Here is a 21,916-nt window from a genome sequence, read left to right on the forward strand (position 1 = left end):
GCGAGGGCGGGCTAGATTCGCTGCCATGACCAAGATCAAGAAATCCCTGCACACCGAACTGGGCCACAGCACGCCCGACAAGATCACCGTGCGCGGGCGCGACCTGCCTTCGGAAATCCTCGGCCACCTGAATCTCGGCGACATGGCCTTCCTGGAGCTGACAGGGCGCATCCCGACGCCGCAGGAATCCGTCACGTTCAACGCCATCGTCGTCACGCTGGTGGAGCACGGCATCACGCCCAGCGCGCTGGCCGCGCGCCTCACCTACGCTGGCGCACCCGAAGCGCTGCAAGCCGCCGTGGCTGCCGGTCTTTGCGGCCTGGGCACGGTGTTCGTCGGCAGCACCGAGGGCGCCGCCAAGATGCTCTACGAAGCGATTCCCTTCGGCGAGAAGCCCACGCGCCCGCTCGCCGACATGGCAAAAGACATCGTGGCCGACCACCGCGCGCGCAAGCAGATCGTGCCGGGCCTCGGTCATCCGCTGCACAAGCCCATCGACCCACGCACGCCGCGCCTCTTTCAGATCGCGGCGGAGAACGGGCTCTCCACGCACTACGTCGCGCTGATGCAGGCGGTGCAGGAAGAAGCCGAGCACGTGTCGGGCAAGTCGCTGCCGATCAACGCGACCGGAGCCATTGGCGCGATTGCGGCCGAGTTCGGCTTTCCGTGGAAGATCATTCGCGGCTTCGGCGTGATGGCGCGCGCCATCGGCCTCGTGGGCCACATCCTGGAAGAGATCGACGACCCGATGGCCATCGAGATCTGGCAACGCGTGGAAAAAGAAGCCGGTGGCCCCCGCCAGGACTGAGCAGTAACGACCAATGAACAACGCCAACGACAAGAGCTTTCCCGACATCCGCGACGCCGTGCGCGACCTTTGCGCGCAGTTTCCCGATGCCTACTTCCGCAAGATCGACGAGGCGCGCGGCTACCCCGCCGAATTCGTCGACGCGCTCACCAAGGCCGGCTGGATGGCCGCGCTGATCCCGCAGGAGTACGGCGGCTCGGGCCTGGGGCTGACCGAGGCCTCGGTGATCATGGAAGAAATCAACCGCTGCGGCGGCAACTCCGGCGCCTGCCACGGCCAGATGTACAACATGGGCACGCTGCTGCGACACGGCAGCGAGGCGCAGAAGCGCAACTACCTGCCGAAGATCGCCAACGGCGAGCTACGCCTGCAGTCGATGGGCGTGACCGAGCCCACCACCGGCACCGACACCACCAAGATCAAGACCACGGCGGTGAAGAAGGGTGACCGCTACGTCATCAACGGCCAGAAGGTGTGGATCTCGCGCATCCAGCATTCGGACCTGATGATTTTGCTGGCGCGCACCACGCCGCTGGCGGACGTGAAGAAGAAGTCCGAAGGCATGTCGATCTTCATCGTCGACCTGCGCGAGGCCATCGGCAAGGGGCTCACGGTGCAGCCCATCCTGAACATGGTGAACCACGAAACCAACGAGCTGTTCTTCGAGAACCTCGAGATTCCAGCCGAGAACCTGATCGGCGAGGAAGGCCAGGGCTTCAAGTACATCCTCGACGGACTCAACGCCGAGCGCACGCTGATCGCGGCCGAATGCATAGGCGACGGCTACTGGTTCATCGACCGGGTAACGGCCTACACCAAGGAGCGCGTGGTGTTCGGTCGGCCCATCGGTCAGAACCAGGGCGTGCAGTTTCCGATTGCCGAGGCGTTCATCGAAGTGGAAGCGGCGAACCTGATGCGCTATGAGGCCTGTCGCCTGTTCGATGCGCACCAGCCCTGCGGCGCGCAGGCCAACATGGCGAAGTACCTTGCGGCCAAGGCGAGCTGGGAGGCGGCCAATGCCTGCCTGCAGTTCCATGGCGGCTTCGGCTTTGCGTGCGAATACGACATCGAGCGCAAATTCCGCGAGACGCGGCTGTACCAGGTGGCGCCGATATCGACCAACCTGATCCTGAGCTACGTGGCTGAGCACATGCTCGGCCTGCCCCGTTCGTTCTGAAGGAGCTCATTGCCATGAACCCCGTCGACCATCCGAGCAAGGTGCTCGCGACCTTCGCCGCTGAACTGCAGTTCGCAGACATCCCTGCCCCCGTGCTGCGTCGCACGGAAGACCTGATGCTCGACTGGCTGGGCTCGGTGCTCGCTGCCCGCACGGCACGGCCGGTGCGCAGCATCGAACGCTTCGCGCAGATGATGGGCCCCGCCGACGGGCCCAGCGAAATACTGACTTCGCGCCGCACCAGCTCGCCGGTGTTCGCTGCGCTGGTCAATGCGGCGGCCTCGCATTTCGTGGAGCAGGACGATGTGCACAACGGCTCGGTGTTCCACCCGGCGGCAGTCGTCATTGCCCCAGCACTCGCCGTTGCGCAGAGCATCGGAGCGAGCGGTGCGCAACTGCTGACCGCTGTTGTCGCGGGCTACGAGGTTGGCATCCGTGTCGGCGAATTCCTCGGCCGCTCGCACTACAAGACCTTCCACACGACCGCGACGGCAGGCACGCTCGCGGCAGCCGCTGCGGTGGGCAGTTTGCTGAACCTCACGCCGCAGCAGATGCTGCATGCCTTCGGCTCGGCCGGCACCCAATCGGCCGGTGTGTGGGAGTTTCTGCGCGACGCGGCCGATTCCAAGCAACTGCACTGCGCGCATGCGGCAGCGAGCGGACTGATGTCGGCTTACCTGGCGCAGGACGGTTTCACCGGCGCGGCGAAGATCCTCGAAGGTGCGCAGGGCCTGGGCGTCGGTATGTCGAGCGATGCAGACCCGGCAAAGCTCACCGACGGCCTCGGCACGCGCTGGACGCTGGCCGAAACTTCCTTCAAATATCACGCCTCCTGCCGCCACACCCACCCCGCCGCCGACGCGCTGTTGCAGGTGATGACGCAGAACAAGCTGAAGCCCACCGACGTGTCGCACGTGACCACGCACGTGCACCAGGGCGCCATCGACGTGCTCGGCCGCGTGACCGTGCCGGCCACCGTGCACCAGGGCAAGTTCTCGATGGGCACAGTGTTGGGCCTCATCGCCGTGCACGGCCGCGCGGGTCTCGGCGAGTTCGACCGCGACTTTCTAGCGCCCGAGGTATCTGCCTTCCGCGACAAGGTGACGATGCAGCTCGACGAAGAAGTCGACACCGCCTACCCCGCACGCTGGATCGGCAAGGTCAGCGTGCAGACCACCGACGGCCGCATGCTGCAAGGCCGTGTGGACGAACCCAAAGGCGACCCCGGCAACAGCCTGGATCGCGCGGAGATCGAAGACAAGATGCAGCGCCTGGCGCACTACGGCGAGGGCGTGACGGCCGACGAGGCGAAGGCGCTGTGCCAGCGCATCTGGCAACTGGCGAGCGCCGACAAAGTGGGCCGCTGGCTGCCCTGAGTCCCGCTACGGCGCGACGAGGTGGTCGAACAGCTCGCGCGCGGAGGCCGGCAACTGCTCGCGGTTACGCGCGATCAGCTTCAGCTCGCGCTCGGCCCAGGCATCGCTGAGCGCCACGGTCGAGATGCGCATCGCCATCGACAGCCTTTGCGCGGAAGACGCCGGCAGCACGCCGACCCCCACGCCCGCTTCGATCATCAGGCAGATGGCCTCGAAGCTGCTGACCTGGATGCGCGGGTTGAATCCCCGCCCAGCGAGTTCGGCGCGCCGCTGCAGGAAGCGGTGGATGGCGCTGCCGTGGTGCAGGCCCACGTGCTGCTCGTCGAGCGTGTCGGCAAAGGCCACCGAAGATGCGCCCGCAAGGTGGTGCGTGGTGGGCACGACCAGCACGAGCTGGTTGCTGCCAAACGGGCGCGCATCGAAATCGCCCGTGTGCACGTCGCCAGCAAGGATGCCGATGTCGGCCTCGCCGTCGGCCACCGCGCGCACGATCTCTTCGCTCAGGTATTCGCGCAGGTCGACCTGCACGGCGGGATGCTGCGTGAGGAAGCCGGCCAGCTTCTGCGGCAGGTATTCGGTGATCGAGGTGGTGTTGGCGAACACGCGCACATGGCCCTTGATGCCCTTGCCGAAGTCCTGCATGTCGCAGCGCAGGTGCTCCATCTGCTGCATCACGCGCTTGGCGTGGTACAGCACCGCCTGCCCCGCAGCCGTGAGGCTCACGCCCTGCGCGCTACGGTGCAGCAGCTTGCCGCCCACGGCCTCTTCCATCTGCTTGATGCGGGTGGAGGCGGCGGCCAGCGAGATGCAGGCCTTCTCGGCGCCGCGCGTGAGGCTGCGCGCGTCCGCCACGTAGACGAACAGTTTCAGGTCGAACAGGTCGAAGTGCAGGTTCACCGGGCGCGGGCATCAAAGAGGAAGGGAACGCGCATTGTCCGGCGAATGGTGCCGCGTACGCCCTCTTGCGGGTTTGTCCTCAGACCGGGTCCCAGCTGAACACGTCGGCCGAGCGGTCCAGCGGGAAGAAGCTGGCGCGCATCGCGGGCATGGCGTGCTCGGCAATGCTCTGCGGCGTCCAGCCCTCGGAGCGGTGGATGGAGCGCACCGGGCGCGGCTGGCTGATGAGCGAAATTTCGTTGTTGCGCACCGAAAAGATCTGGCCGTTGACCGCGCCGGCCGCATCGCTCGCGAGGTACACCGCAAGCGGCGCGACCTTGGCTGGCGTCATCTGCTTGATCTTGTCGACGCGGGCGCGCTGCTCGTCGGTGTCGGTGGGAATGGCGCCGATCATGCGGCTCCAGGCAAAAGGTGCGATGCAGTTGGAGCGCACGTTGAATTTCTGCATGTCGAGTGCAATCGACTTCGACAGCGCCACGATGCCGAGCTTGGCGGCCGAGTAGTTGGCCTGGCCGAAGTTGCCGATGAGGCCCGAGGTCGATGTCATGTGCACCAGCGCGCCCGAGTTCTGCTCCTTGAAGTGCGTGGCTGCCGCGCGGCTCACGTAGTAGGAGCCGTACAGGTGCACCTTGAGCACCGAGTCCCACTCATCGGCCGACATCTTGTGAAAGAAGCGGTCGCGCAGGATGCCTGCGTTGTTGACCACCACATCGATGCGCCCGAAGCTGTCGACCGCGCACTGCACGATGCGCGCCACGCTGGCGGCGTCGGCCACGTTGTCGGTGTTGGGCACGGCCTGCCCGCCGGCCGCGCGAATCTCGTCGACCACCTGCTGCGCGGGGCCGGCGCTTCCGCCAGCGCCGTCGAGCGCGGCGCCGATGTCGTTGACCACCACCTTCGCGCCATGGGCCGCCATGGCCAGCGCAATGTCGCGCCCAATGCCGCCGCCCGCGCCCGTGACAACGACCACTTTTCCTTCAACCATGTTTGTCTCTGCTCCGGATGTTCCGCCCGCAGGTTCGCGGGCGAATTTCAGAATGCCACAGGCGGGACAGGAGCGGGTTTCGGGTTTCCGAAGAGGGGCTTAAGGGAAGCTTCGGCCTATTGCCGCGCCGTACGGATATTCAACGGCAGCGCCTGCGGCGAACTCGTGCGGAACGGATTGATGTCCAGCCCGCCGCGCCGCGTATAGCGCGCATACACCATGAGCTTGGTCGGCTTGCAGCGGTTCCAGATGTCCGTGAACATGCGCTCGGCGCAGGGCTCGTGGAATTCGTTGTGGTTGCGAAAGCTCACGATGTACGCGAGCAGCCCGGCCTGGTCGATGGGCGGGCCGCTGTAGCGGATCTGCACGCTGCCCCAGTCGGGCTGGCCGGTGACGAGGCAGTTGCTCTTGAGCAGGCGGCTGGTGAGGGTTTCGTTCACGTGCACCTGCGTAACGTCGCTGCTCAGCAGTTCGGGCGCGGGCTGGTAGTGGGTGCACTCGATGTCGAGGCGGTCGAGGTCGAGGCCGTCGAGTTCGTGCACCGGCTCGCGGTCGAACATGTCGGGCGCCAGCAGCTTCACGCCGATGCCGGCCGACTGGTCGCTGCCGCGCCATGCGGCTTCGGACAGGTCGGCGCGCAGGCGCTCACGCACCGCGTCGACGCTCGCGAACTGGCTGTTGTTGAAGCTGTTGAGATAGAGCTTGAAGCTCTTGCTCTCGATGATGTTGGGCGTCTCGCACGGAATGGTGAAGTGCGCGATGGCCAGCTGCGGCTTGCCGCGCAGGTTGAGCCAGCTCACTTCGAAGGCGCTCCACAGGTCGGCGCCGAAGAACGGCAAGGCGCCGGTCTTGATGCCCATGGCCTCGCGCTGCGTGGCGCGCGCGATGGGGAACAGCAGCGTAGGGTCGTAGTGGTCGGCATAGGCCGAGGCGCGGCCGAGCTGCGATTGCTCGGGCGTGTTGGGGTTCGTCGGGTCGTGGCTCATGGCTTGGCTTCTCTGGATTCCTTGGCTTCGGCCGCATGCGCGAACGGAGCGATGTGGTTGGCGAGGATGGTGCACACCTCGGGCGGCAGGTCATGGCCCATGCCGGGAACGGGGACGAATTTCGAGCCCGGAATGCGTTTGGCAGTGTCCTCGCCGCAGGCGATGGGCACGAGCGCATCGGCGTCGCCGTGCAGCACCAGCGTGGGCGACTGGATGCGCGGCAGCACCTGGGGGCGGTCGGCATCGGCGCCGATGGCCAGCATCTGCCGCATCAGGCCGGCCGGGTGGTACGAGCGCCGCATGCCGAAGGTAAGGCGCTCGGCCAGTTCTTCGTCGGTCTGCGGGTAGGCGGGGCTCTGGATGAGCCGCAGCAGCCTGATGCTGTGCGCGACCAGTTCGGGCTCGCTGTTGCCCGACGGACGGCGCATGAGCATGGAGGTGACTTCGCGGCGCGGGCCAGGCAGGCCGCGCGCACCGCTCGAACTCATGATGCTCACGAGGCTGGTCGCGCGCTGCGGCGCGGTGGCGGCCAGGCGCTGGGCAATCATGCCGCCCATGGACGCGCCGACGATGTGGGCCTTGGCTATGCCCAGCGCGTCGAGCACGCCGAGCGAGTCGAGAGTCATGTCCTGCAGGGTGTAGGCCGAGCGCACCTTCAGGCCGAGGCGGTGGCGAATGGTTTCCCACACCAGGTTGCCGACGCCTGCGTGGTCGAAGCCCTGGCTCAGGCCGATGTCGCGGTTGTCGTGGCGCACCACGCGAAAACCCGCCTCCACCAGTTGCTGCACGAAGCCGGTGGGCCAGGCCACCAGCTGCATGCCCAGGCCCATGATGAGCAGGATGACTGGGCGCCCTTCGCCTCCGGTGTCGTCGACTTCGATCTGCAGCCCGTTGGCGGTGACTTTCATTGGTTCCCTGGTCTTCTTTCCTTGGTCTTCTACTTGAACTCGCGCTCGCGCAGCCACTTGGTGGCGACCCACTTCTCGCCCGCCAGCACCGGCGCGCCGCCGTGCAGGGTACGAGTGACGGGGTCGGGCCGGTCGTAGCTGAAGAACACGCCGCAGCCGCGCACGGGCGCCACTTCGAGGCCCACGTCGGGGAAGGTGGTGGCGCCGCCGCCTTCGGGCTCCTGCAGGTACATCACGAGCGTGGCAACGCGCTGGCCGCCACGCTTGAGGATGGTGGGCGTGCCCGGCTCGTTCGGGTCGAAGTAGTCGTAGTGCGGGCGGTACTGAGCGCCGGGGGCATAGCGCAGGATCTGCAGGCCTTCGCCGAATTCGAGCGGCCAGCGCAGCAACATCGCGATGCGCTGCTCCAGCCGCGCGACGATCTCGTTCTCGCCGCGCTCGAAGAACATGCCGTCGCTGGTGCGGTCGACGTTCAGCACCTCGCCGCCGGTGCGCGTCTCAACGGTGAGCGAACGGGCGAGTCGCACGCGCGCAGCCGCGATCAGGCCTTCGCACTCTTCGGCAGACAGCAGGTTGCCGAAGACGATGACACGCGGATGCCGCATGGTCTGCAGCACCTGCACGCGGCGGTCGCCCGCGTCGAGGTGCAGCGGCGCGCCATCGAGGTCGGGGCCGGGCATTTCTGTGTGCACGGGCGGCAGGGCCACTTCCACATTGGGGAAGCCGGCTTCGAGCTGGGCCAGCGCCGTGTCTGCGGCAGCATCGTGCCAGCCGGCCGCGCGCATGGACGCACGCAGCGCCGGCACCGAGTGCCCGGCCGCGAGCTGGGCCACCAGCCACTCGCGCAGTTCCGGACTGATTGGTTGGGACATCAGACTTTTCTCCTGAACACCAGCCTTTCGGCTGTGGACACATCGGCGTCGAAACCATAACCCTCGAGGTCGAACTTTTCCAGTGCCTTGGGCGTGGCCGCCTTGTGCTGCACGGCCCAGCGCGCCAGCAGCCCGCGGGCTCGCTTGGCGAAGAAGCTCACGATCTTGTACTTGTCGCCCTTCCACTCCTCGAACACGCATTCGACCACACGGGCCTTGAGCACCTTTTTGTCGACCGACTTGAAGTACTCCTGCGAGGCGACGTTGACGACCACCGGGGTGCGGTCGGCCGCGAGGCGCTCGTTCAGGTGCTCGGCGATGCGCGAGCCCCAAAAGGCGTAGAGGTCCTTGCCGTGGCGGTTGGCGAGCGACGTGCCCATTTCGAGGCGGTAGGGCTGCAGCAGGTCGAGCGGGCGCAGCAGGCCGTAGAGGCCGCTGAGGATGCAGACGTGGTCTTGCGCCCAGTCGAGCTGCGCCCTCGTGAGCGTGCGAGCGTCGAGGCCGCCGTAGACGTCACCGTCGAAGGCAAAGGCAGCCTGGCGGGCATTCTTCGCGCTGCTCTTGCTGGACCAGGCCTCGTAGCGGGCCACGTTCAGGGCCGAGAGCTTGTCCGACAGGTGCATGAGCTCAGAAATCTGCTGGGGCGACTTCTCGCGCAGCAGCTTGATCAGTTCGACAGAAGGGCCGCGCGGAGACTCGAAATGGGGTTGGGTGGAGGGGAGTTCGGAGGGGAGCGGGGTGTCGTAATCGAGCGACTTTGCAGGGGAAAGCAGGAAGAGCATGCCGGAATTATCAGTGGCTGCCGTGACGCCAGGCCGCCCCGGTAAAATCGCGGGCTATCCCACCCTGTCCCCCCAACGGCTCCCTGAAGGGCCGTTCTGCATTTCCCATGAGCGAACCCATCACCCCTTCCGCCCAGCCCGGCCTCGACAGCCTGTCGAAATCGTTCGAACCCGCCGCCATCGAGGCGCACTGGGGCCCGGAATGGGAAAAGCGCGGCTACGCCAAGGCCGGCTTCCGCGGCACGCAGCAGCCCAAGGAAGGCGCCGAGTCGTTCGCGATCCAGCTGCCGCCGCCCAACGTGACGGGCACGCTGCACATGGGTCACGCGTTCAACCAGACGATCATGGACAGCCTCACGCGGTATCACCGCATGAAGGGCGACAACACGCTGTGGGTGCCGGGCACCGACCACGCCGGCATCGCAACGCAGATCGTGGTGGAGCGCCAGCTGCAGGAGCAGAAGGTCAGCCGCCACGACCTGGGCCGCAAGAACTTCGTGGCGCGCGTGTGGGAGTGGAAAGAGAAGTCGGGCAACACCATCACCGAGCAGATGCGCCGCATGGGCGACACGGTGGACTGGAGCCGCGAATACTTCACGATGGACGACGACCTTTCGGCAGTCGTGACGCAGACCTTCGTGAAGCTGTACGAAGAAGGCCTGATCTACCGCGGCAAGCGCCTGGGCAACTGGGACCCGGTGCTCAAGACCTCTGTGAGCGATCTCGAAGTCGAGAGCGAAGAAGAAGACGGCTCGCTCTGGCACATTGCCTACCCGCTGGAAGACGGCAGCGGCACGCTGACCGTGGCCACCACCCGGCCCGAAACCATGCTGGGCGACACGGCCGTGATGGTTCACCCGGAAGACGAGCGCTACAAGCACCTGATCGGCCAGCGCGTGAAGCTGCCGCTGGTGGACCGGCTGATTCCGATCATTGCCGACGACTACGTCGACAAGGAATTCGGCACCGGCGTGGTGAAGGTCACGCCCGCCCACGACTACAACGACTACGCAGTCGGCCAGCGCCACAAGCTCGAGATGATCGGCGTGCTGACGCTGGACGCGACCATCAACGACAACGCACCCGAGAAGTACCGCGGCCTGGACCGCTTCGTGGCGCGCAAGGCCATCGTGGCCGACCTCGACGCGCTGGGCCTGCTGGTCGAGGTGAAGAAGCACAAGCTGATGGTGCCGCGCTGCGCGCGCTCGGGCGCCATCGTCGAGCCGATGCTCACCGACCAGTGGTACGTGGCCATGACGCGCCCCGGCGCCGACGGCCAGTCGATCGCGCAGAAGGCCATCGACGTGGTGAAGTCGGGCGAGGTGCGCTTCGTGCCCGAGAACTGGGTCAACACCTACAACCACTGGATGGAGAACATCCAGGACTGGACCATTTCGCGCCAGCTGTGGTGGGGCCACCAGATTCCGGCCTGGTACGACGAGGAAGGAAATGTGTACGTGGCCGAGAACGAGGCCGACGCGCAAGCCAAGGCGCCGGGCAAGAAGCTCGTGCGCGACGAGGACGTGCTCGACACCTGGTACTCGTCGGCGCTGGTGCCCTTCTCTTCACTGGGCTGGCCTGAAAAGACGCAGGACCTCGACCTGTACCTGCCCTCGACCGTGCTGGTAACGGGCTACGACATCATCTTCTTCTGGGTCGCCCGGATGATCATGATGACCAAGCACTTCATCGGCAAGGTGCCGTTCAAGCACGTGTACATCCACGGCCTGGTGCGCGACGCGCAGGGCAAGAAGATGAGCAAGTCCGAAGGCAACGTGCTCGACCCGGTCGATTTGATCGACGGCATCGAGCTGCCCCAGCTGCTGGACAAGCGCACGCAGGGCCTGCGCAAGCCCGAGACGGCGCCTGCAGTGCGCAAGAACACGCAGAAGGAGTTTCCGGACGGCATTCCGGCCTTTGGCGCCGATGCGCTGCGCTTTACCTTCGCCTCGCTGGCTTCGCTGGGCCGCAGCATCAACTTCGATTCGAAGCGCTGCGAGGGATATCGCAACTTCTGCAACAAGCTGTGGAACGCCACGCGCTTCGTGCTGATGAACTGCGAAGGCCAGGACTGCGGCCTGCTGGAGCACACGAAGGAAGAGTGCAAGGTTGGCGGACCGGCGCATGGCTACCTGAAGTTCAGCCGCGCCGACTACTGGATCGTGTCGCAGTTGCAACGCGTGGAGGCCGAGGTGGCCAAGGGCTTCGAGGAATACCGCCTCGACAACGTGGCCAATGCGATCTACCAGTTCGCCTGGGACGAGTTCTGCGACTGGTACCTGGAAATTGCCAAGGTGCAGATCCAGACCGGCGACGATTCACAGAAACGCGCCACGCGCCGTACGCTGATCCGCACGCTCGAAACGCTGCTGCGCCTGGCGCACCCGGTGATTCCGTTCATCACGGAAGAGCTGTGGCAGAAGGTGTCGAAGGTTGCAGGACGTGAGGGCGAGTCGATCATGATCGCGGCCTATCCGAAGAGCCAGCCGGAGAAGATCGATGAAGCGGCCGAGGCGCATGTGGCGCGGCTGAAGGCGCTGGTCGATGCATGCCGCACGCTGCGCGGCGAGATGAATGTCTCGCCCGCAACGCGCCTGCCGCTGTACGCAGTGGCCGACGATGCCGAGGGCGCGGCCTTCCTGCGCGAATCGGCGCCGGTACTGCAGGCACTCGCCAAGCTGAAGGAAGTGAAGGTCTTCGACGACGAGGCCTCGTGGTCGGCCGCTGCCGAAGCGGCGCCGGTGGCGGTGGTGGGCGCTGCGCGCCTGTGCCTGCACATGGAGATCGACAAGGCTGCAGAGAAAGTTCGCATCGGCAAGGAAATCGCGCGCATCGAAGGCGAGATCGCCAAGGTGCACGGCAAGCTCAGCAACGAAGCCTTCGTCGCAAAGGCTCCGCCGGCCGTTATCGAGCAAGAACGTAGACGTCTGACTGACTTCACGGCCATGCTGGAGCGTTTGCGCGACCAGCTTGTGCGCCTCGGCTGACAGACGCAGGGCTTTGAAGGCGTTTAGGATTCCAAGAGCGGCTGCGCGCCGCTGCGCCTCCTAACTCCCCTCTTCAAGAAAGACGCTGAGCTGCCCATGTCCACTCCTTCGACCCGCATCCGCAAGGCCGTATTCCCCGTTGCAGGCTTTGGTACTCGCTTCTTGCCAGCCACCAAGGCTCAGCCCAAGGAAATGCTGCCGGTGGTCGACAAGCCGCTGATTCAGTACGCCGTCGAAGAGGCTTACGCCGCGGGCATCCGCGACATGATCTTCGTGACCGGCCGCAACAAGCGCGCCATCGAGGACCACTACGACACCGCCTACGAGCTAGAAAGCCAGCTCGAGGCCAGCGGCAAGACCGCCCTGCTCAACATCGCGCGCTCGGTCATGCCCGACGACATGACCTGCTCCTACGTGCGCCAGCCGCGCATGCTGGGCCTGGGCCATGCGGTGCTGTGCGCCGAACACCTGGTGGGCAACGAACCCTTTGCCGTGCTGCTCGCGGACGACCTGATGGTCGGCCCCGATGGCGGCGAGCCCGTGCTGGCACAGATGACCTCGGCCTTCGCCCGCCTCGGCGGCTCGCTGCTGGCGGTGCAGGAAGTGCCGCTGGCACACGTCAAGCGCTACGGCATCGTGGCCGGCGACGCGGTCGAAGAAGGCCTGATAAAGGTCAACCGCATGGTCGAGAAGCCGAAGCCCGAAGACGCACCCTCGCGCCTGGGCGTGGCGGGCCGCTACATCCTCACGCCGGGCGTGTTCGATGAGATTCGCAACCAGCCCAAGGGCGCAGGCGGCGAGATCCAGCTGACCGACGGCATCGCGGCGCTGATGAAGAAGGAATCGGTCTACGCGTATTCGTACAAGGGCATCCGCTACGACTGCGGCAGCAAGGAAGGCTTTCTGCAGGCGTCGGTGGAACTGGCGCTGGCGCACCCCGAGGTGGGTGCGGAGTTCCGCGAATACCTCAAGAGCCTGAAGCTGTAATCGCCTCGCCTCTGCTTCGAGGTGCCATCACGAACAAAGGGCCGCTGCTGCGGCCCTTTTGTTTTGTTTCTTTTGCTTTGTCAGCGACGCTTGAGCACGTGGATGAAGTCGCTGCCGACGGTTTCCTGCTCCATCAACTCGTTGCCCGTCTGGCGCGCGAAGGCCTGAAAGTCGCGGATCGATCCCGGGTCGGTCGACACCACCTTCAGCAATTGCCCGCTCAGCATCTCGTTGAGCGATTTCTTCGCCTTGAGAATGGGCAACGGGCAGTTCAGCCCGCGCGTGTCGAGCTCACGGTCAACTTGCATTGCCCGGCTCCGGCGGCAGGTTCAGGCCACGGCGGCGCTCTTCGTTTTCGGCGGCGGTGAAGAACACGGGCTCGTGCCCGCGCGTGCGCAGCCAGTCGGCCAGCGCATAGCCGGTGCCGGCGGGCCAGCACCTGAGATCGGGCAGGTCATAGAGGCGGTAGTCGACCAGTTCGGGCGAGAGCTTCACGTCGCCATCGGCCACCACGTGGTACGCGATGATGATCTGGTTCATGCGCTGGAAGTCGTACGCGCCGACGAGCTTGGTGGCGCTGACGTCGAGGTTGGTTTCTTCTTTCACCTCACGCGCAATGCCTTCCTCGGGCGTCTCGCCGGCTTCCATGAACCCGGTGATCAGCGCAAACATCTTGCCCGGCCATGCCGCATTGCGCGCCAGCAGCACCTGGCCGCGGTACTCGACGATGGCCGCAAGCACGGGGGTCGGGTTGTTCCAGTGTGTATGGCCGCAGTTGGGGCAGCGCAGGCGCTCCTTGGGGCCGCCGTCTTCCATCAACGCGATCCACTCGAGCGGCGTGGCGCAGACCTGGCAGAACTTGGGATGGGGCATGGGGTCTCTTTTCTTTTTTGTGGCTGCCTGAGCGCCTTGAGCGGGCGCTGCTGCCGGTCGTTGCTTATGCGGGGAAAACGCCGGTCGACAAGTAGCGGTCGCCCCGGTCGCAGACCACGAACACGATGGTGGCGTTCTCGACCGTCTTCGCCACTTCGAGCGCGGCCCACAACGCACCTGCGGCCGAGATGCCGCCAAAGATGCCCTCTTCGCGCGCGAGACGCCGGCACATTTCTTCCGCGTCGTCCTGGCTCACGCTGATTTCTTCGTCGACCCGGCTCGGGTCGAAGATCTTCGGCATGTATTCGGCAGGCCATTTGCGGATACCCGGAATGCGCGAGCCTTCGGCCGGCTGCGCGCCGATGATGCGCACTGCCGGGTTCTTCTCTTTCAGGAAGCGCGAGACGCCGGTGATGGTGCCGGTGGTGCCCATGGCGCTCACGAAGTGCGTGACCTTGCCCTTGGTGTCGGCCCAGATCTCGGGGCCGGTGGTCTCGTAGTGGATGCGCGGGTTGTCGGGGTTGGCGAACTGGTCGAGCACGCGGCCCTTGCCCTGCGCGACCATCTGCTCGGCGAGGTCGCGCGCGTATTCCATGCCGCCGCTCTTGGGCGTGAGCACAAGCTCGGCGCCGAAGGCCTTCATGGTCTGGGCGCGCTCCACGGAGAGGTCCTCCGGCATGATGAGCACCATGCGATAGCCCTTGATGGCCGCGGCCATGGCCAGGGCGATGCCGGTGTTGCCGGAAGTGGCTTCGATGAGGGTGTCGCCGGGCTTGATCTCGCCGCGCTCTTCGGCGCGCCGGATCATCGAGAGGGCCGGCCGGTCTTTGACCGAACCGGCGGGATTGTTGCCCTCGAGCTTGCCGAGAATCACGTTGCCGCGCTTGGCGTTTTCTGCGGCGTTGATGCGTTGCAGTGCGACCAGGGGGGTCTTGCCAATGGCGTCTTCGATCGTCGGATAATTCATGGCAGCCACTGTGCCATAATTTTAGGCTTCGTTCAGAACCCTGCCCGGGTGGTGAAATTGGTAGACGCAGGGGACTCAAAATCCCCCACCGAAAGGTGTGCCGGTTCGATTCCGGCCCCGGGCACCATACTTTGGCTCTCCCCCAGGCTACGCGCACTTCGTGTCGCTTCGCCTTCCCCCTACCGGGGGCGACACCGGTGGCCCGGCGAAGCCGGTTCCACGGTGTCCCTGGAATGGGCCCTGCTCTCCCCTATGTCGGCTCGTTCTGTTCGCGCAGGCCTGTATGCACCGTCGGGTGCGAAAGCCGCACCCGCAGTTCGCGCTTGAGACGTGTGTTGTCCAGCCGGCGCGATTCCCCCATGAAACTCAGCAGTTGCAGCGGCAGTTGCCGCTCGGCCTCGCCGCGGGCCACACGCGGCGGGCGCGGCATGCCGTAGAGGTCGGCGGCCAGGTCTACGTAGTCGCCCATGCGCAGTTCGGTGTCGTCCGAGGCATGCACGATGCGCTGCGGCTTGCCGCGGAACAGCGCCGCCACGCAAGCGCGGGCTAGGTCGTCGGCGTGGATGTGGCTGGTGTAGACGTCGTCTTCGTGCCTCAGCACGGGCGTGCCGCGCTGCAGGCGGCCGCGCGGGGTGCCGTTTTCGCGATCGGGTGCGTAGATGCCCGGAATACGCAGGATGCTGGCGCGCACGCCGGCGCTGCGGCCCAGCCAGCGCACTGCGCGTTCGGCGTCCACGCGGCGGTGGGAGCGTGGGGTGTCGGGGCGCACGACGCGGGTTTCGCTCACGCGGGCGCCGCCGCAGTCGCCGTACACACCGCTGGTCGAGCCGTAGACGAAGGTGGAAGGCACCGACCGCAGCCGCAGTGCCCGCGCCAGTGCGGTGGTGCGCTGGTCGCGCCACCAGGCCGCGCCGCCGTCACGGGCGGGCGGTGCCAGGTGCAGCACTCGCGTTGCGATGCCCGCCAGGCGGCGCAGGGTGGCTGCGTCGTCCAGATTGCCCACCAGCGGGCGGATGCCGGCCGTGCGCAGGGCGCCCACGCGGTCGGCCGACGAAGTGAGCGCCACCAGTTGCATGCGGCCGCGCAGGTCGCGCGCCACGCGCTGGCCGACGTCGCCGCATCCGACGATCAGCAGGCGTTCGCGCCGGAAACGCGCTGGCAGAGCGCCGGAGGGGCTATTGATTGAAGGCAAAATCCTGTTCCTGTCCCAATTCAGTGCTCACCGGGTCTTACGCACGGCCCGGGCTGAGTTCACCCTCGAAGAATACCGATGACTGCTACAGCGCCGCATGAGGCGGGCTTTTCCATCCACGTCGAACCCAGCGGGCGCCATTTCGTGGTCCACGGCGACGAAACCATCCTGGCAGCCGGCATTCGCCAGGGCATCGGCCTTCCCTATGGCTGCAAGGACGGCGCCTGCGGCTCGTGCAAGTGCAAGAAGCTCTCGGGCGAGGTCACCCTCGGCCCGCACCAGAGCAAGGCCCTGAGCGCCGAGGAACAACTCGCCGGCTACGTGCTGACCTGCTGTGCCCACGCCAAGAGCGACGTGGTGCTCGAATCGCGCCAGGTCACGGAGGCCGGGGCGCTGCCGATCCGCAAGATGCCGGTGCGGGTGCTGGCCCTCACGCGCCAGTCGCACGACGTGATGATGGTGCGCCTGCAGTTGCCGGCCGGCGAGCCGCTGCAGTTCTACGCAGGCCAGTATGTGGAGTTCATCCTGCGCGACGGCGCGCGCCGCAGCTACTCGATGGCCAATGCGCCACACACGCTGGGCGAGCCCGGCACGGGCATCGAACTGCATCTGCGGCACCTGCCCGGCGGCAAGTTCACCGACCATGTGTTCGGCACGATGAAGGAAAAGGAAATCCTGCGCATCGAAGGCCCCTTCGGCAGCTTCTTCCTGCGCGAGGACTCCGCCAAGCCGATGATCCTGCTGGCCTCGGGCACGGGCTTCGCGCCAATCAAGGCACTGCTGGAGCACATGAAGTTCAAGGCCATCGACCGGCCCGCCACGCTCTACTGGGGCGGCCGCCGGCCCGAAGACCTGTATATGGACGGCTGGGTACGCGAGCAGATGGCACAGATGCCGAACCTGCGCTACGTACCCGTCATCTCCAACGCCACGCCCGAAGACAACTGGACCGGCCGCACCGGCTTCGTCCACCAGGCCGTGCTCGAAGACTTCGCCGACCTGTCGGGCCACCAGGTCTATGCCTGCGGCGCGCCCATCGTGGTCGACTCGGCCAAGCGCGACTACGTGGCGCTGGCGGGCCTGCCTGAGGAAGAGTTTTTTGCCGACGCGTTCACCACAGAGGCCGACAAGGCCCTTCCCTGAGACAAACCCGAAAAAGATCCCCAAGAAAAAATGAAAACGAGACACTTCCTCCTCACCCTGATCGCAAGCACCACCGCCCTGCTGGGTGCCGGCCACGCCATGGCGCAGCAACAGCGCCCCATCCGCCTCGTCGTTCCGTATGCGGCGGGCGGCCCGATCGACAACACGGCGCGCATCCTGGCCGAACGCGTCAAGGACACGCTGGGTCCGGTCATCATCGACAACAAGCCCGGCGCGGGGGGCAACATCGGCGCCGACATCGTGGCGAAGGCGCCCACCGACGGCCTGACGATCGGCATCGCGGCCACCGCCACCAACGCGGTGAATCCGTGGCTCTACAACAAGATCCCGTTCAACGCCGCAACCGACTTCGCGCCGATCACGCAGATGGTCCGCGTGCCCAACGTGCTGGTGATGAACGCCGACACGGCCAAGCGCCTGAACATCAATAGCGTGGCCGACCTGATCCGCTATGCCAAGGCCAACCCGGCCAAGCTCAACTACGGCAGCGGCGGCAACGGCAGCGCCGGCCACCTCGCGGGCGAGCTGTTCAAGAAGGAAGCGGGCATCTTCGCGCTGCACATTCCGTACAACGGCGGTAGCCCGGCGCAGTTGGCGCTGATCTCGGGGCAGGTCGATTTCAACTTCGACAACCTCGCCACCGCCGCACCGAACATCCGCTCAGGCAAGCTGAAGGCGATTGCGGTGACGACGCTGCAGCGCAGCGCCTCGCTGCCCGACGTGCCGCCCATCGCCGACACGCTCAAGGGCTTCTCGATCGACACATGGTGGGGCCTGGTCGCGCCGGCGGGCACGCCGCACGACGTGGTCGTGAAGCTCAATCAGGCCTTCGTGGCAGCGCTGAATGCACCGGAAACGAAGACGCGCTTCGCCGGACTGCTGGCAGAGCCGGTGGCCAACTCGCCGGAGCAGTTCGGCGCTTTCATGAAGACCGAACTCTCGAAGTACGAAGCGGTGGTGAAAGCCACCGGCGCGAAGGTCGACTGAGTTATTCGCCCAAGTAGGCGGCCCGCACGCGCGGGTCGCTCAGCAGTTCCTTGGCGTCACCGTTCATGGTGATGAGCCCCGACTCCATCACGTAGCCACGGTCGGCCAGCTGCAGTGCGCGGTTGGCGTTCTGCTCCACCAGCAGGATGGTCACGCCCTGCGAGGCCACGGTCTGCACCACCTCGAAGATCTTGTCGCACATGATCGGCGACAGGCCCATGGTGGGTTCGTCAAGCAGCAGCACCTTGGGGCGCGCCATCAGCGCGCGGCCCATGGCCAGCATCTGCTGTTCGCCGCCCGACATGGTGCCGGCCAGCTGGTCCTTGCGCTCGCGCAGGCGCGGGAAGGTGACGAACACGCGCTCCATGTCGCTCGCGATGGCGGCCTTGTCCTTGCGGATGTAGGCGCCGATCTGCAGGTTCTCGGTGATGGTCATGCGCGTGAACACGCCACGGCCTTCGGGCACCATCACGAGGCCCTCTTCCACCAGGTCCCACGCGCCGCGGCCCTTGATGCTGCGGCCCAGGAACTCGATGTTGCCGGCCCCGGCCGGCAGCGTGCCGGTGATGGCCTTCATGGTGGTGGTCTTGCCGGCGCCATTGGAGCCGATCAGCGAAACCAGTTCGCCTTCGCGCACCTCGAAGTCCACGCCCTTGACGGCCTGGATACCGCCGTAGCCGACCTTCAGGCCGGAGACCTTCAGCAGCGTCTTGCCGGTGGCCTTGGCTTGTGCGGCATTGGCCCGGGTTGCTTCTTCAGCGCTTGTCATGGTTGCGGTGCTCATTTCAGTGGCCTCCCGTGCCGAGGTAGGCCTCAATCACTTTTTCATTCTTCTGCACGTCGGCGGGCGTACCTTCGGCAATCTGCTTGCCGTAGTCCAGCACGGTGACGCGGTCGCACAGGCCCATGATGAGCTTGACGTCGTGTTCGATGATCAGGATGGTGCGGTCGTCGCGACGGATGCGGTCGATCAGCTCGCGCAGCAGTACCTTCTCGGTGGAGTTCATGCCGGCGGCGGGTTCGTCCAACGCGATGAGCTGCGGGTCGGTGGCTAGTGCGCGTGCAATTTCGAGGCGGCGCTGGTCGCCGTACGACAGCGTGCGCGCCTTGTAGTCGGCAAACTTGCCGATGCCAACGTAGTCGAGCAGTTCGTGCGCGCGGTCGGCAATGGCTTTTTCTTCGGCCTTGAAGCTGCCGGTGCGCAGCATCGCGCCGAACACGCCCGACTGCGTGCGAATGTGGCGCCCGACCATCACGTTCTCGAGTGCCGTCATTTCGGCGAAGAGGCGGATGTTCTGGAAGGTGCGTGCAATGCCGGCCTTGGCCACTTCATGCACGGCCGTCGGCTGGTAGGGCTTGCCTGCGAGTTCGAAGGTGCCGCTGTCGGGCGTGTACAGCCCGGTGATCACGTTGAAGAAGGTGGTCTTGCCTGCGCCGTTGGGGCCGATCAGGCCGTAGACCTGGCCGCGCTTGATGGTGATGCCCACGTCGGACAGGGCTTGCAGCCCGCCGAAGCGTTTTGAAATTCCACGAACGTCGAGGATGGTGTCTGTCGTCATGTTGATTTTTCCTTCGGCGTTCAGGGATTGATCGACATGGGACGCTCGGCACCGCCGGGCAGTTCGTCGGCGGGAGAGTCAATGCCCGGCGCATGCGTTTGCAGCGATCCGGGGGCCACGGCCGCATGGGTCGGGTCGACGGGCACGCCGCCCTTCTTGGTCAGGGACTTGCCATGCTCCGGCGACGGCCACAGGCCGCGCGGACGCACCAGCATGATGATGATCATGGCGAGCGCAATGAAGAGCTGGCGCAGGATGGACGCGTCAAGGCGGCCACCGGTCAGCGACTGCAGCGGACCGGCAACGTAGCGCAGCACTTCGGGCAGCGCTGCCAGCAGCACGGCACCGAGAATGACGCCGGGCAGGTGGCCGATGCCGCCGAGCACGACCATGGCCACGATCATCACCGACTCCATCAGGCTGAAGGACTCGGGCGACACGAAGCCCTGGAAGGCCGCGAACATCGCGCCGGACACGCCGCCGAAGCTGGCGCCCATGCCGAAGGCCAGCAGCTTCATGTTGCGGGTGTTGATGCCCATCGCCTTGGCGGCGATTTCATCTTCGCGGATGGCCATCCAGGCGCGGCCGACGCGAGAGGTCTGCAGGCGGTGCGAGATGATCACCGTGGCGACCACCAGCGCGAGGAACAGGTAGTAGTACAGCGAGACCGACGAGATCGTGAAGCCGTCGAACTTCCATGCCTTGCCGAGGTCGAGGCCCCAGAACTTGATGGAGTCGATGGCGGTGATGCCCTTCGGACCGTTGGTGATGTTCACCGGCTGGTCCAGGTTGTTCAGGAACACGCGGATGATTTCGCCGAAGCCGAGCGTGACGATGGCGAGGTAGTCGCCGCGCAGCTTGAGCGTGGGCGCGCCGAGCAGCACGCCGAGACAGCCGGCCACCACCAGCGCCAGCGGTATCACGATCAGCAGCGAGGTGTGCATGCCGTTCGGGAACATCTGGGCGAACCACGGGAAGGTCTCGGTCAGGTGCGACGAGCCCATGAGCGCGAAGAGATAGGCCCCCACCGCGAAGAAGGCGACGTAGCCCAGGTCGAGCAGGCCGGCGTAGCCGACCACGATGTTCAGGCCCAGGGCCAGCAGCACGTAGAGCAGTGCGATGTCGGCGATGCGCACCCAGGCGTTGCCCTGCATCTGCAGCAGCAGGGGCAGCGCGAGCACCGCGATGATGCCGATGACGTAGAGGGCGAGGTTCTTGCTGTTCTTCATGTCTCGCTCCTTACGCACGGTCCGCCACGCGTTCGCCGAGCAGGCCGGACGGACGCAGCGTGAGCATGACGATCAGCACGATGAACGCGAAGATGTCGCTGTAGTTGCTGCCCAGCACACCGCCCGTGATGGTGCCGATGTAGCCCGAGCCGATGGCTTCGATGAGGCCGAGCAGGATGCCCCCGACCACCGCGCCGGCCAGGTTGCCGATGCCGCCGAACACAGCCGCGGTGAAGGCCTTCAAGCCGGGCAGGAAGCCCATCGCGTGCTGCGCGATGCCGTAGTTGGACGCGTACATCACGCCGGCAATGGCCGCGAGCACGGCGCCGATGATGAAGGTGGCCGAGATGACCATGTCGGGGCGGATGCCCATGAGCGCGGCGACGCGCGGGTTCTCCGCGGTGGCGCGCATTGCGCGGCCGAGCTTGGTGTAGTTGACCAGCCACATGAGCACCACGAGCGAGAACGCCGTGACGCTCAGGATCATGACCTGCGTGGGCGAGATCACCGCGCCGCCCACGTGGATGGGGTCGGTCGGCAGCAGGTTGGGATACGCCTTGTTGGTCGGCTTCCAGATGATCATTGCCAGCGTCTGCAGCAGGATCGACATGCCGATGGCGGTGATCAGCGGCGCGAGCTTGGGGCTATTGCGCAGCGGCCGGTAGGCCACTTTTTCGATCACGAAGTTGAGAGTTGCCGCGACGACGCAGGCAATGATCAACGCGATGAGGAGGATCAGCCAGCCCGGTGTGTTGGGCATGCCGTCCTTCATGAGTCCGATGATGGTCCAGCTCGTGAGAGCCCCGACCATCAGCACTTCTCCGTGCGCAAAGTTGATCAGATTGATGATGCCGTACACCATGGTGTAGCCCAAGGCTATCAAGGCATACATGCTGCCGAGAACCAGACCGTTGATGATCTGCTGCAGCAAAATGTCCATATCGCGATTCCCTATGTGTTGCACCGTTGCGGGGTGCCATTCACCCACCAGGGCACCGGTTTGGCGCCCCTGAGCTGACAAGCAAAAAACCAGCCAACATGTGTCGCTGGCGGATTTGTGGGCGGGATTGTAAGCACGCACCAGCGCTGATTTGGTGCGCTCGGACCGGGGTTTACCCGCTCACGTCATGCTGTATGCGCGTGGGGTCATGCACGCTTTGCGCGCACGCTGCAAGATGGT

Annotated in this window: 21 protein-coding genes and 1 tRNA gene; 8 read left to right on the forward strand and 14 right to left on the reverse strand. The window is 65.7% G+C overall.

Annotated features, from left to right (window positions below; all coding sequences use genetic code 11):
* The first annotated feature begins 25 nt into the window (after positions 1-25).
* Genes NWF24_RS24560 through NWF24_RS24570 form a run of 3 tightly spaced genes read left to right on the forward strand, consistent with a single transcriptional unit; the run spans position 26 to position 3,361 of the window.
* Positions 26-808: a citryl-CoA lyase gene (locus NWF24_RS24560; RefSeq protein WP_258350824.1), complete on the forward strand. Its 783-nt coding sequence runs from the start codon at positions 26-28 to the stop codon at positions 806-808.
* A 13-nt stretch (positions 809-821) separates the two neighbouring features.
* Positions 822-1,985: an acyl-CoA dehydrogenase family protein gene (locus NWF24_RS24565; RefSeq protein WP_093049052.1), complete on the forward strand. Its 1,164-nt coding sequence runs from the start codon at positions 822-824 to the stop codon at positions 1,983-1,985.
* Positions 1,986-1,999: 14 nt separating this feature from the next.
* The gene (locus NWF24_RS24570; protein WP_258350825.1) at positions 2,000-3,361 is read left to right on the forward strand and encodes an MmgE/PrpD family protein; all 1,362 of its coding nucleotides are present in this window, start codon (positions 2,000-2,002) and stop codon (positions 3,359-3,361) included.
* Positions 3,362-3,367: 6 nt separating this feature from the next.
* On the opposite strand, the gene NWF24_RS24575 is transcribed toward NWF24_RS24570, so the two are convergent.
* The 6 genes from NWF24_RS24575 to yaaA form a co-directional block, all read right to left on the reverse strand.
* Positions 3,368-4,258, reverse strand: a complete 891-nt coding sequence (locus tag NWF24_RS24575) for a LysR family transcriptional regulator (RefSeq protein WP_258350826.1) — start codon at positions 4,256-4,258, stop codon at positions 3,368-3,370.
* 79 nt (positions 4,259-4,337) lie between these two features.
* Complete coding sequence (locus tag NWF24_RS24580) at positions 4,338-5,243, reverse strand: SDR family NAD(P)-dependent oxidoreductase (RefSeq protein WP_258350827.1); 906 nt, start codon at positions 5,241-5,243, stop codon at positions 4,338-4,340.
* Positions 5,244-5,359: 116 nt separating this feature from the next.
* Positions 5,360-6,229, reverse strand: coding sequence for an NADPH-dependent 7-cyano-7-deazaguanine reductase QueF (gene queF, locus NWF24_RS24585; protein WP_258350828.1), 870 nt, complete (start codon positions 6,227-6,229; stop codon positions 5,360-5,362).
* Positions 6,226-7,137: an alpha/beta fold hydrolase gene (locus NWF24_RS24590; RefSeq protein ID WP_258350829.1), complete on the reverse strand. Its 912-nt coding sequence runs from the start codon at positions 7,135-7,137 to the stop codon at positions 6,226-6,228. Before NWF24_RS24590 ends, queF begins: the two co-directional genes overlap by 4 nt.
* Positions 7,138-7,166: 29 nt before the next feature.
* Positions 7,167-8,009 (reverse strand): 2OG-Fe(II) oxygenase, encoded by an 843-nt coding sequence (locus NWF24_RS24595; protein ID WP_258350830.1) that lies wholly within the window; start codon positions 8,007-8,009, stop codon positions 7,167-7,169.
* Positions 8,009-8,791, reverse strand: coding sequence for a peroxide stress protein YaaA (gene yaaA / locus NWF24_RS24600; protein WP_258350831.1), 783 nt, complete (start codon positions 8,789-8,791; stop codon positions 8,009-8,011). The genes NWF24_RS24595 and yaaA overlap by 1 nt, the downstream gene beginning before the upstream one ends.
* A 107-nt stretch (positions 8,792-8,898) precedes the next feature.
* Between yaaA and NWF24_RS24605 the strand changes: the two genes are divergently transcribed.
* Together NWF24_RS24605 and galU are read left to right on the forward strand one after the other, a co-directional pair.
* Positions 8,899-11,778 (forward strand): valine--tRNA ligase, encoded by a 2,880-nt coding sequence (locus NWF24_RS24605; protein WP_258350832.1) that lies wholly within the window; start codon positions 8,899-8,901, stop codon positions 11,776-11,778.
* A gap of 96 nt (positions 11,779-11,874) precedes the next feature.
* On the forward strand, positions 11,875-12,765 hold the full coding sequence (gene galU, locus NWF24_RS24610) for a UTP--glucose-1-phosphate uridylyltransferase GalU (protein ID WP_258350834.1): 891 nt from the start codon (positions 11,875-11,877) through the stop codon (positions 12,763-12,765).
* A gap of 80 nt (positions 12,766-12,845) precedes the next feature.
* On the opposite strand, the gene NWF24_RS24615 is transcribed toward galU, so the two are convergent.
* From NWF24_RS24615 to cysM, 3 genes are all read right to left on the reverse strand, one after another.
* A complete protein-coding gene (locus NWF24_RS24615) occupies positions 12,846-13,073 on the reverse strand; it encodes a sulfurtransferase TusA family protein (protein WP_093049013.1) in 228 nt (75 codons plus the stop codon).
* On the reverse strand, positions 13,063-13,638 hold the full coding sequence (locus NWF24_RS24620) for an NUDIX domain-containing protein (protein WP_258350835.1): 576 nt from the start codon (positions 13,636-13,638) through the stop codon (positions 13,063-13,065). Before NWF24_RS24620 ends, NWF24_RS24615 begins: the two co-directional genes overlap by 11 nt.
* Positions 13,639-13,702: 64 nt before the next feature.
* Positions 13,703-14,605 carry a cysteine synthase CysM gene (gene cysM / locus NWF24_RS24625; protein ID WP_093049007.1) on the reverse strand — a complete coding sequence of 301 codons (903 nt, stop codon included), beginning with the start codon at positions 14,603-14,605 and terminating at the stop codon, positions 13,703-13,705.
* A 42-nt stretch (positions 14,606-14,647) separates the two neighbouring features.
* On the opposite strand from cysM, the gene NWF24_RS24630 reads away from it, so the two are divergent.
* Positions 14,648-14,732, forward strand: a tRNA-Leu gene (locus NWF24_RS24630).
* Between the two features lie 123 nt (positions 14,733-14,855).
* Here NWF24_RS24630 and NWF24_RS24635 read toward each other — a convergent pair.
* On the reverse strand, positions 14,856-15,797 hold the full coding sequence (locus NWF24_RS24635; RefSeq protein ID WP_258350836.1) for an SDR family oxidoreductase: 942 nt from the start codon (positions 15,795-15,797) through the stop codon (positions 14,856-14,858).
* Positions 15,798-15,875: 78 nt separating this feature from the next.
* Here NWF24_RS24635 and NWF24_RS24640 point away from each other — a divergent pair, with 78 nt between their 5' ends.
* Positions 15,876-16,940, forward strand: a complete 1,065-nt coding sequence (locus NWF24_RS24640) for a CDP-6-deoxy-delta-3,4-glucoseen reductase (protein ID WP_258350837.1) — start codon at positions 15,876-15,878, stop codon at positions 16,938-16,940.
* Between the two features lie 30 nt (positions 16,941-16,970).
* A complete protein-coding gene (locus tag NWF24_RS24645; RefSeq protein WP_258350838.1) occupies positions 16,971-17,948 on the forward strand; it encodes a Bug family tripartite tricarboxylate transporter substrate binding protein in 978 nt (325 codons plus the stop codon).
* Between the two features lies 1 nt (position 17,949).
* Here NWF24_RS24645 and NWF24_RS24650 read toward each other — a convergent pair whose 3' ends face one another.
* The 4 genes from NWF24_RS24650 to NWF24_RS24665 are packed head-to-tail and all read right to left on the reverse strand — an operon-like array spanning position 17,950 to position 21,676.
* A complete protein-coding gene (locus tag NWF24_RS24650; RefSeq protein WP_093050343.1) occupies positions 17,950-18,717 on the reverse strand; it encodes an ABC transporter ATP-binding protein in 768 nt (255 codons plus the stop codon).
* Positions 18,718-18,733: 16 nt separating this feature from the next.
* Positions 18,734-19,507, reverse strand: a complete 774-nt coding sequence (locus NWF24_RS24655; protein ID WP_258350839.1) for an ABC transporter ATP-binding protein — start codon at positions 19,505-19,507, stop codon at positions 18,734-18,736.
* A 20-nt stretch (positions 19,508-19,527) separates the two neighbouring features.
* Entirely contained in the window at positions 19,528-20,736 is a 1,209-nt protein-coding gene (locus NWF24_RS24660; protein WP_258350840.1) for a branched-chain amino acid ABC transporter permease, read from the reverse strand.
* 10 nt (positions 20,737-20,746) lie between these two features.
* A complete protein-coding gene (locus NWF24_RS24665) occupies positions 20,747-21,676 on the reverse strand; it encodes a branched-chain amino acid ABC transporter permease (protein ID WP_258350841.1) in 930 nt (309 codons plus the stop codon).
* Positions 21,677-21,916: the final 240 nt, after the last annotated feature.

The organism is Variovorax paradoxus, from assembly GCF_024734665.1.
Taxonomy (GTDB): Bacteria; Pseudomonadota; Gammaproteobacteria; order Burkholderiales; family Burkholderiaceae_C; genus Variovorax.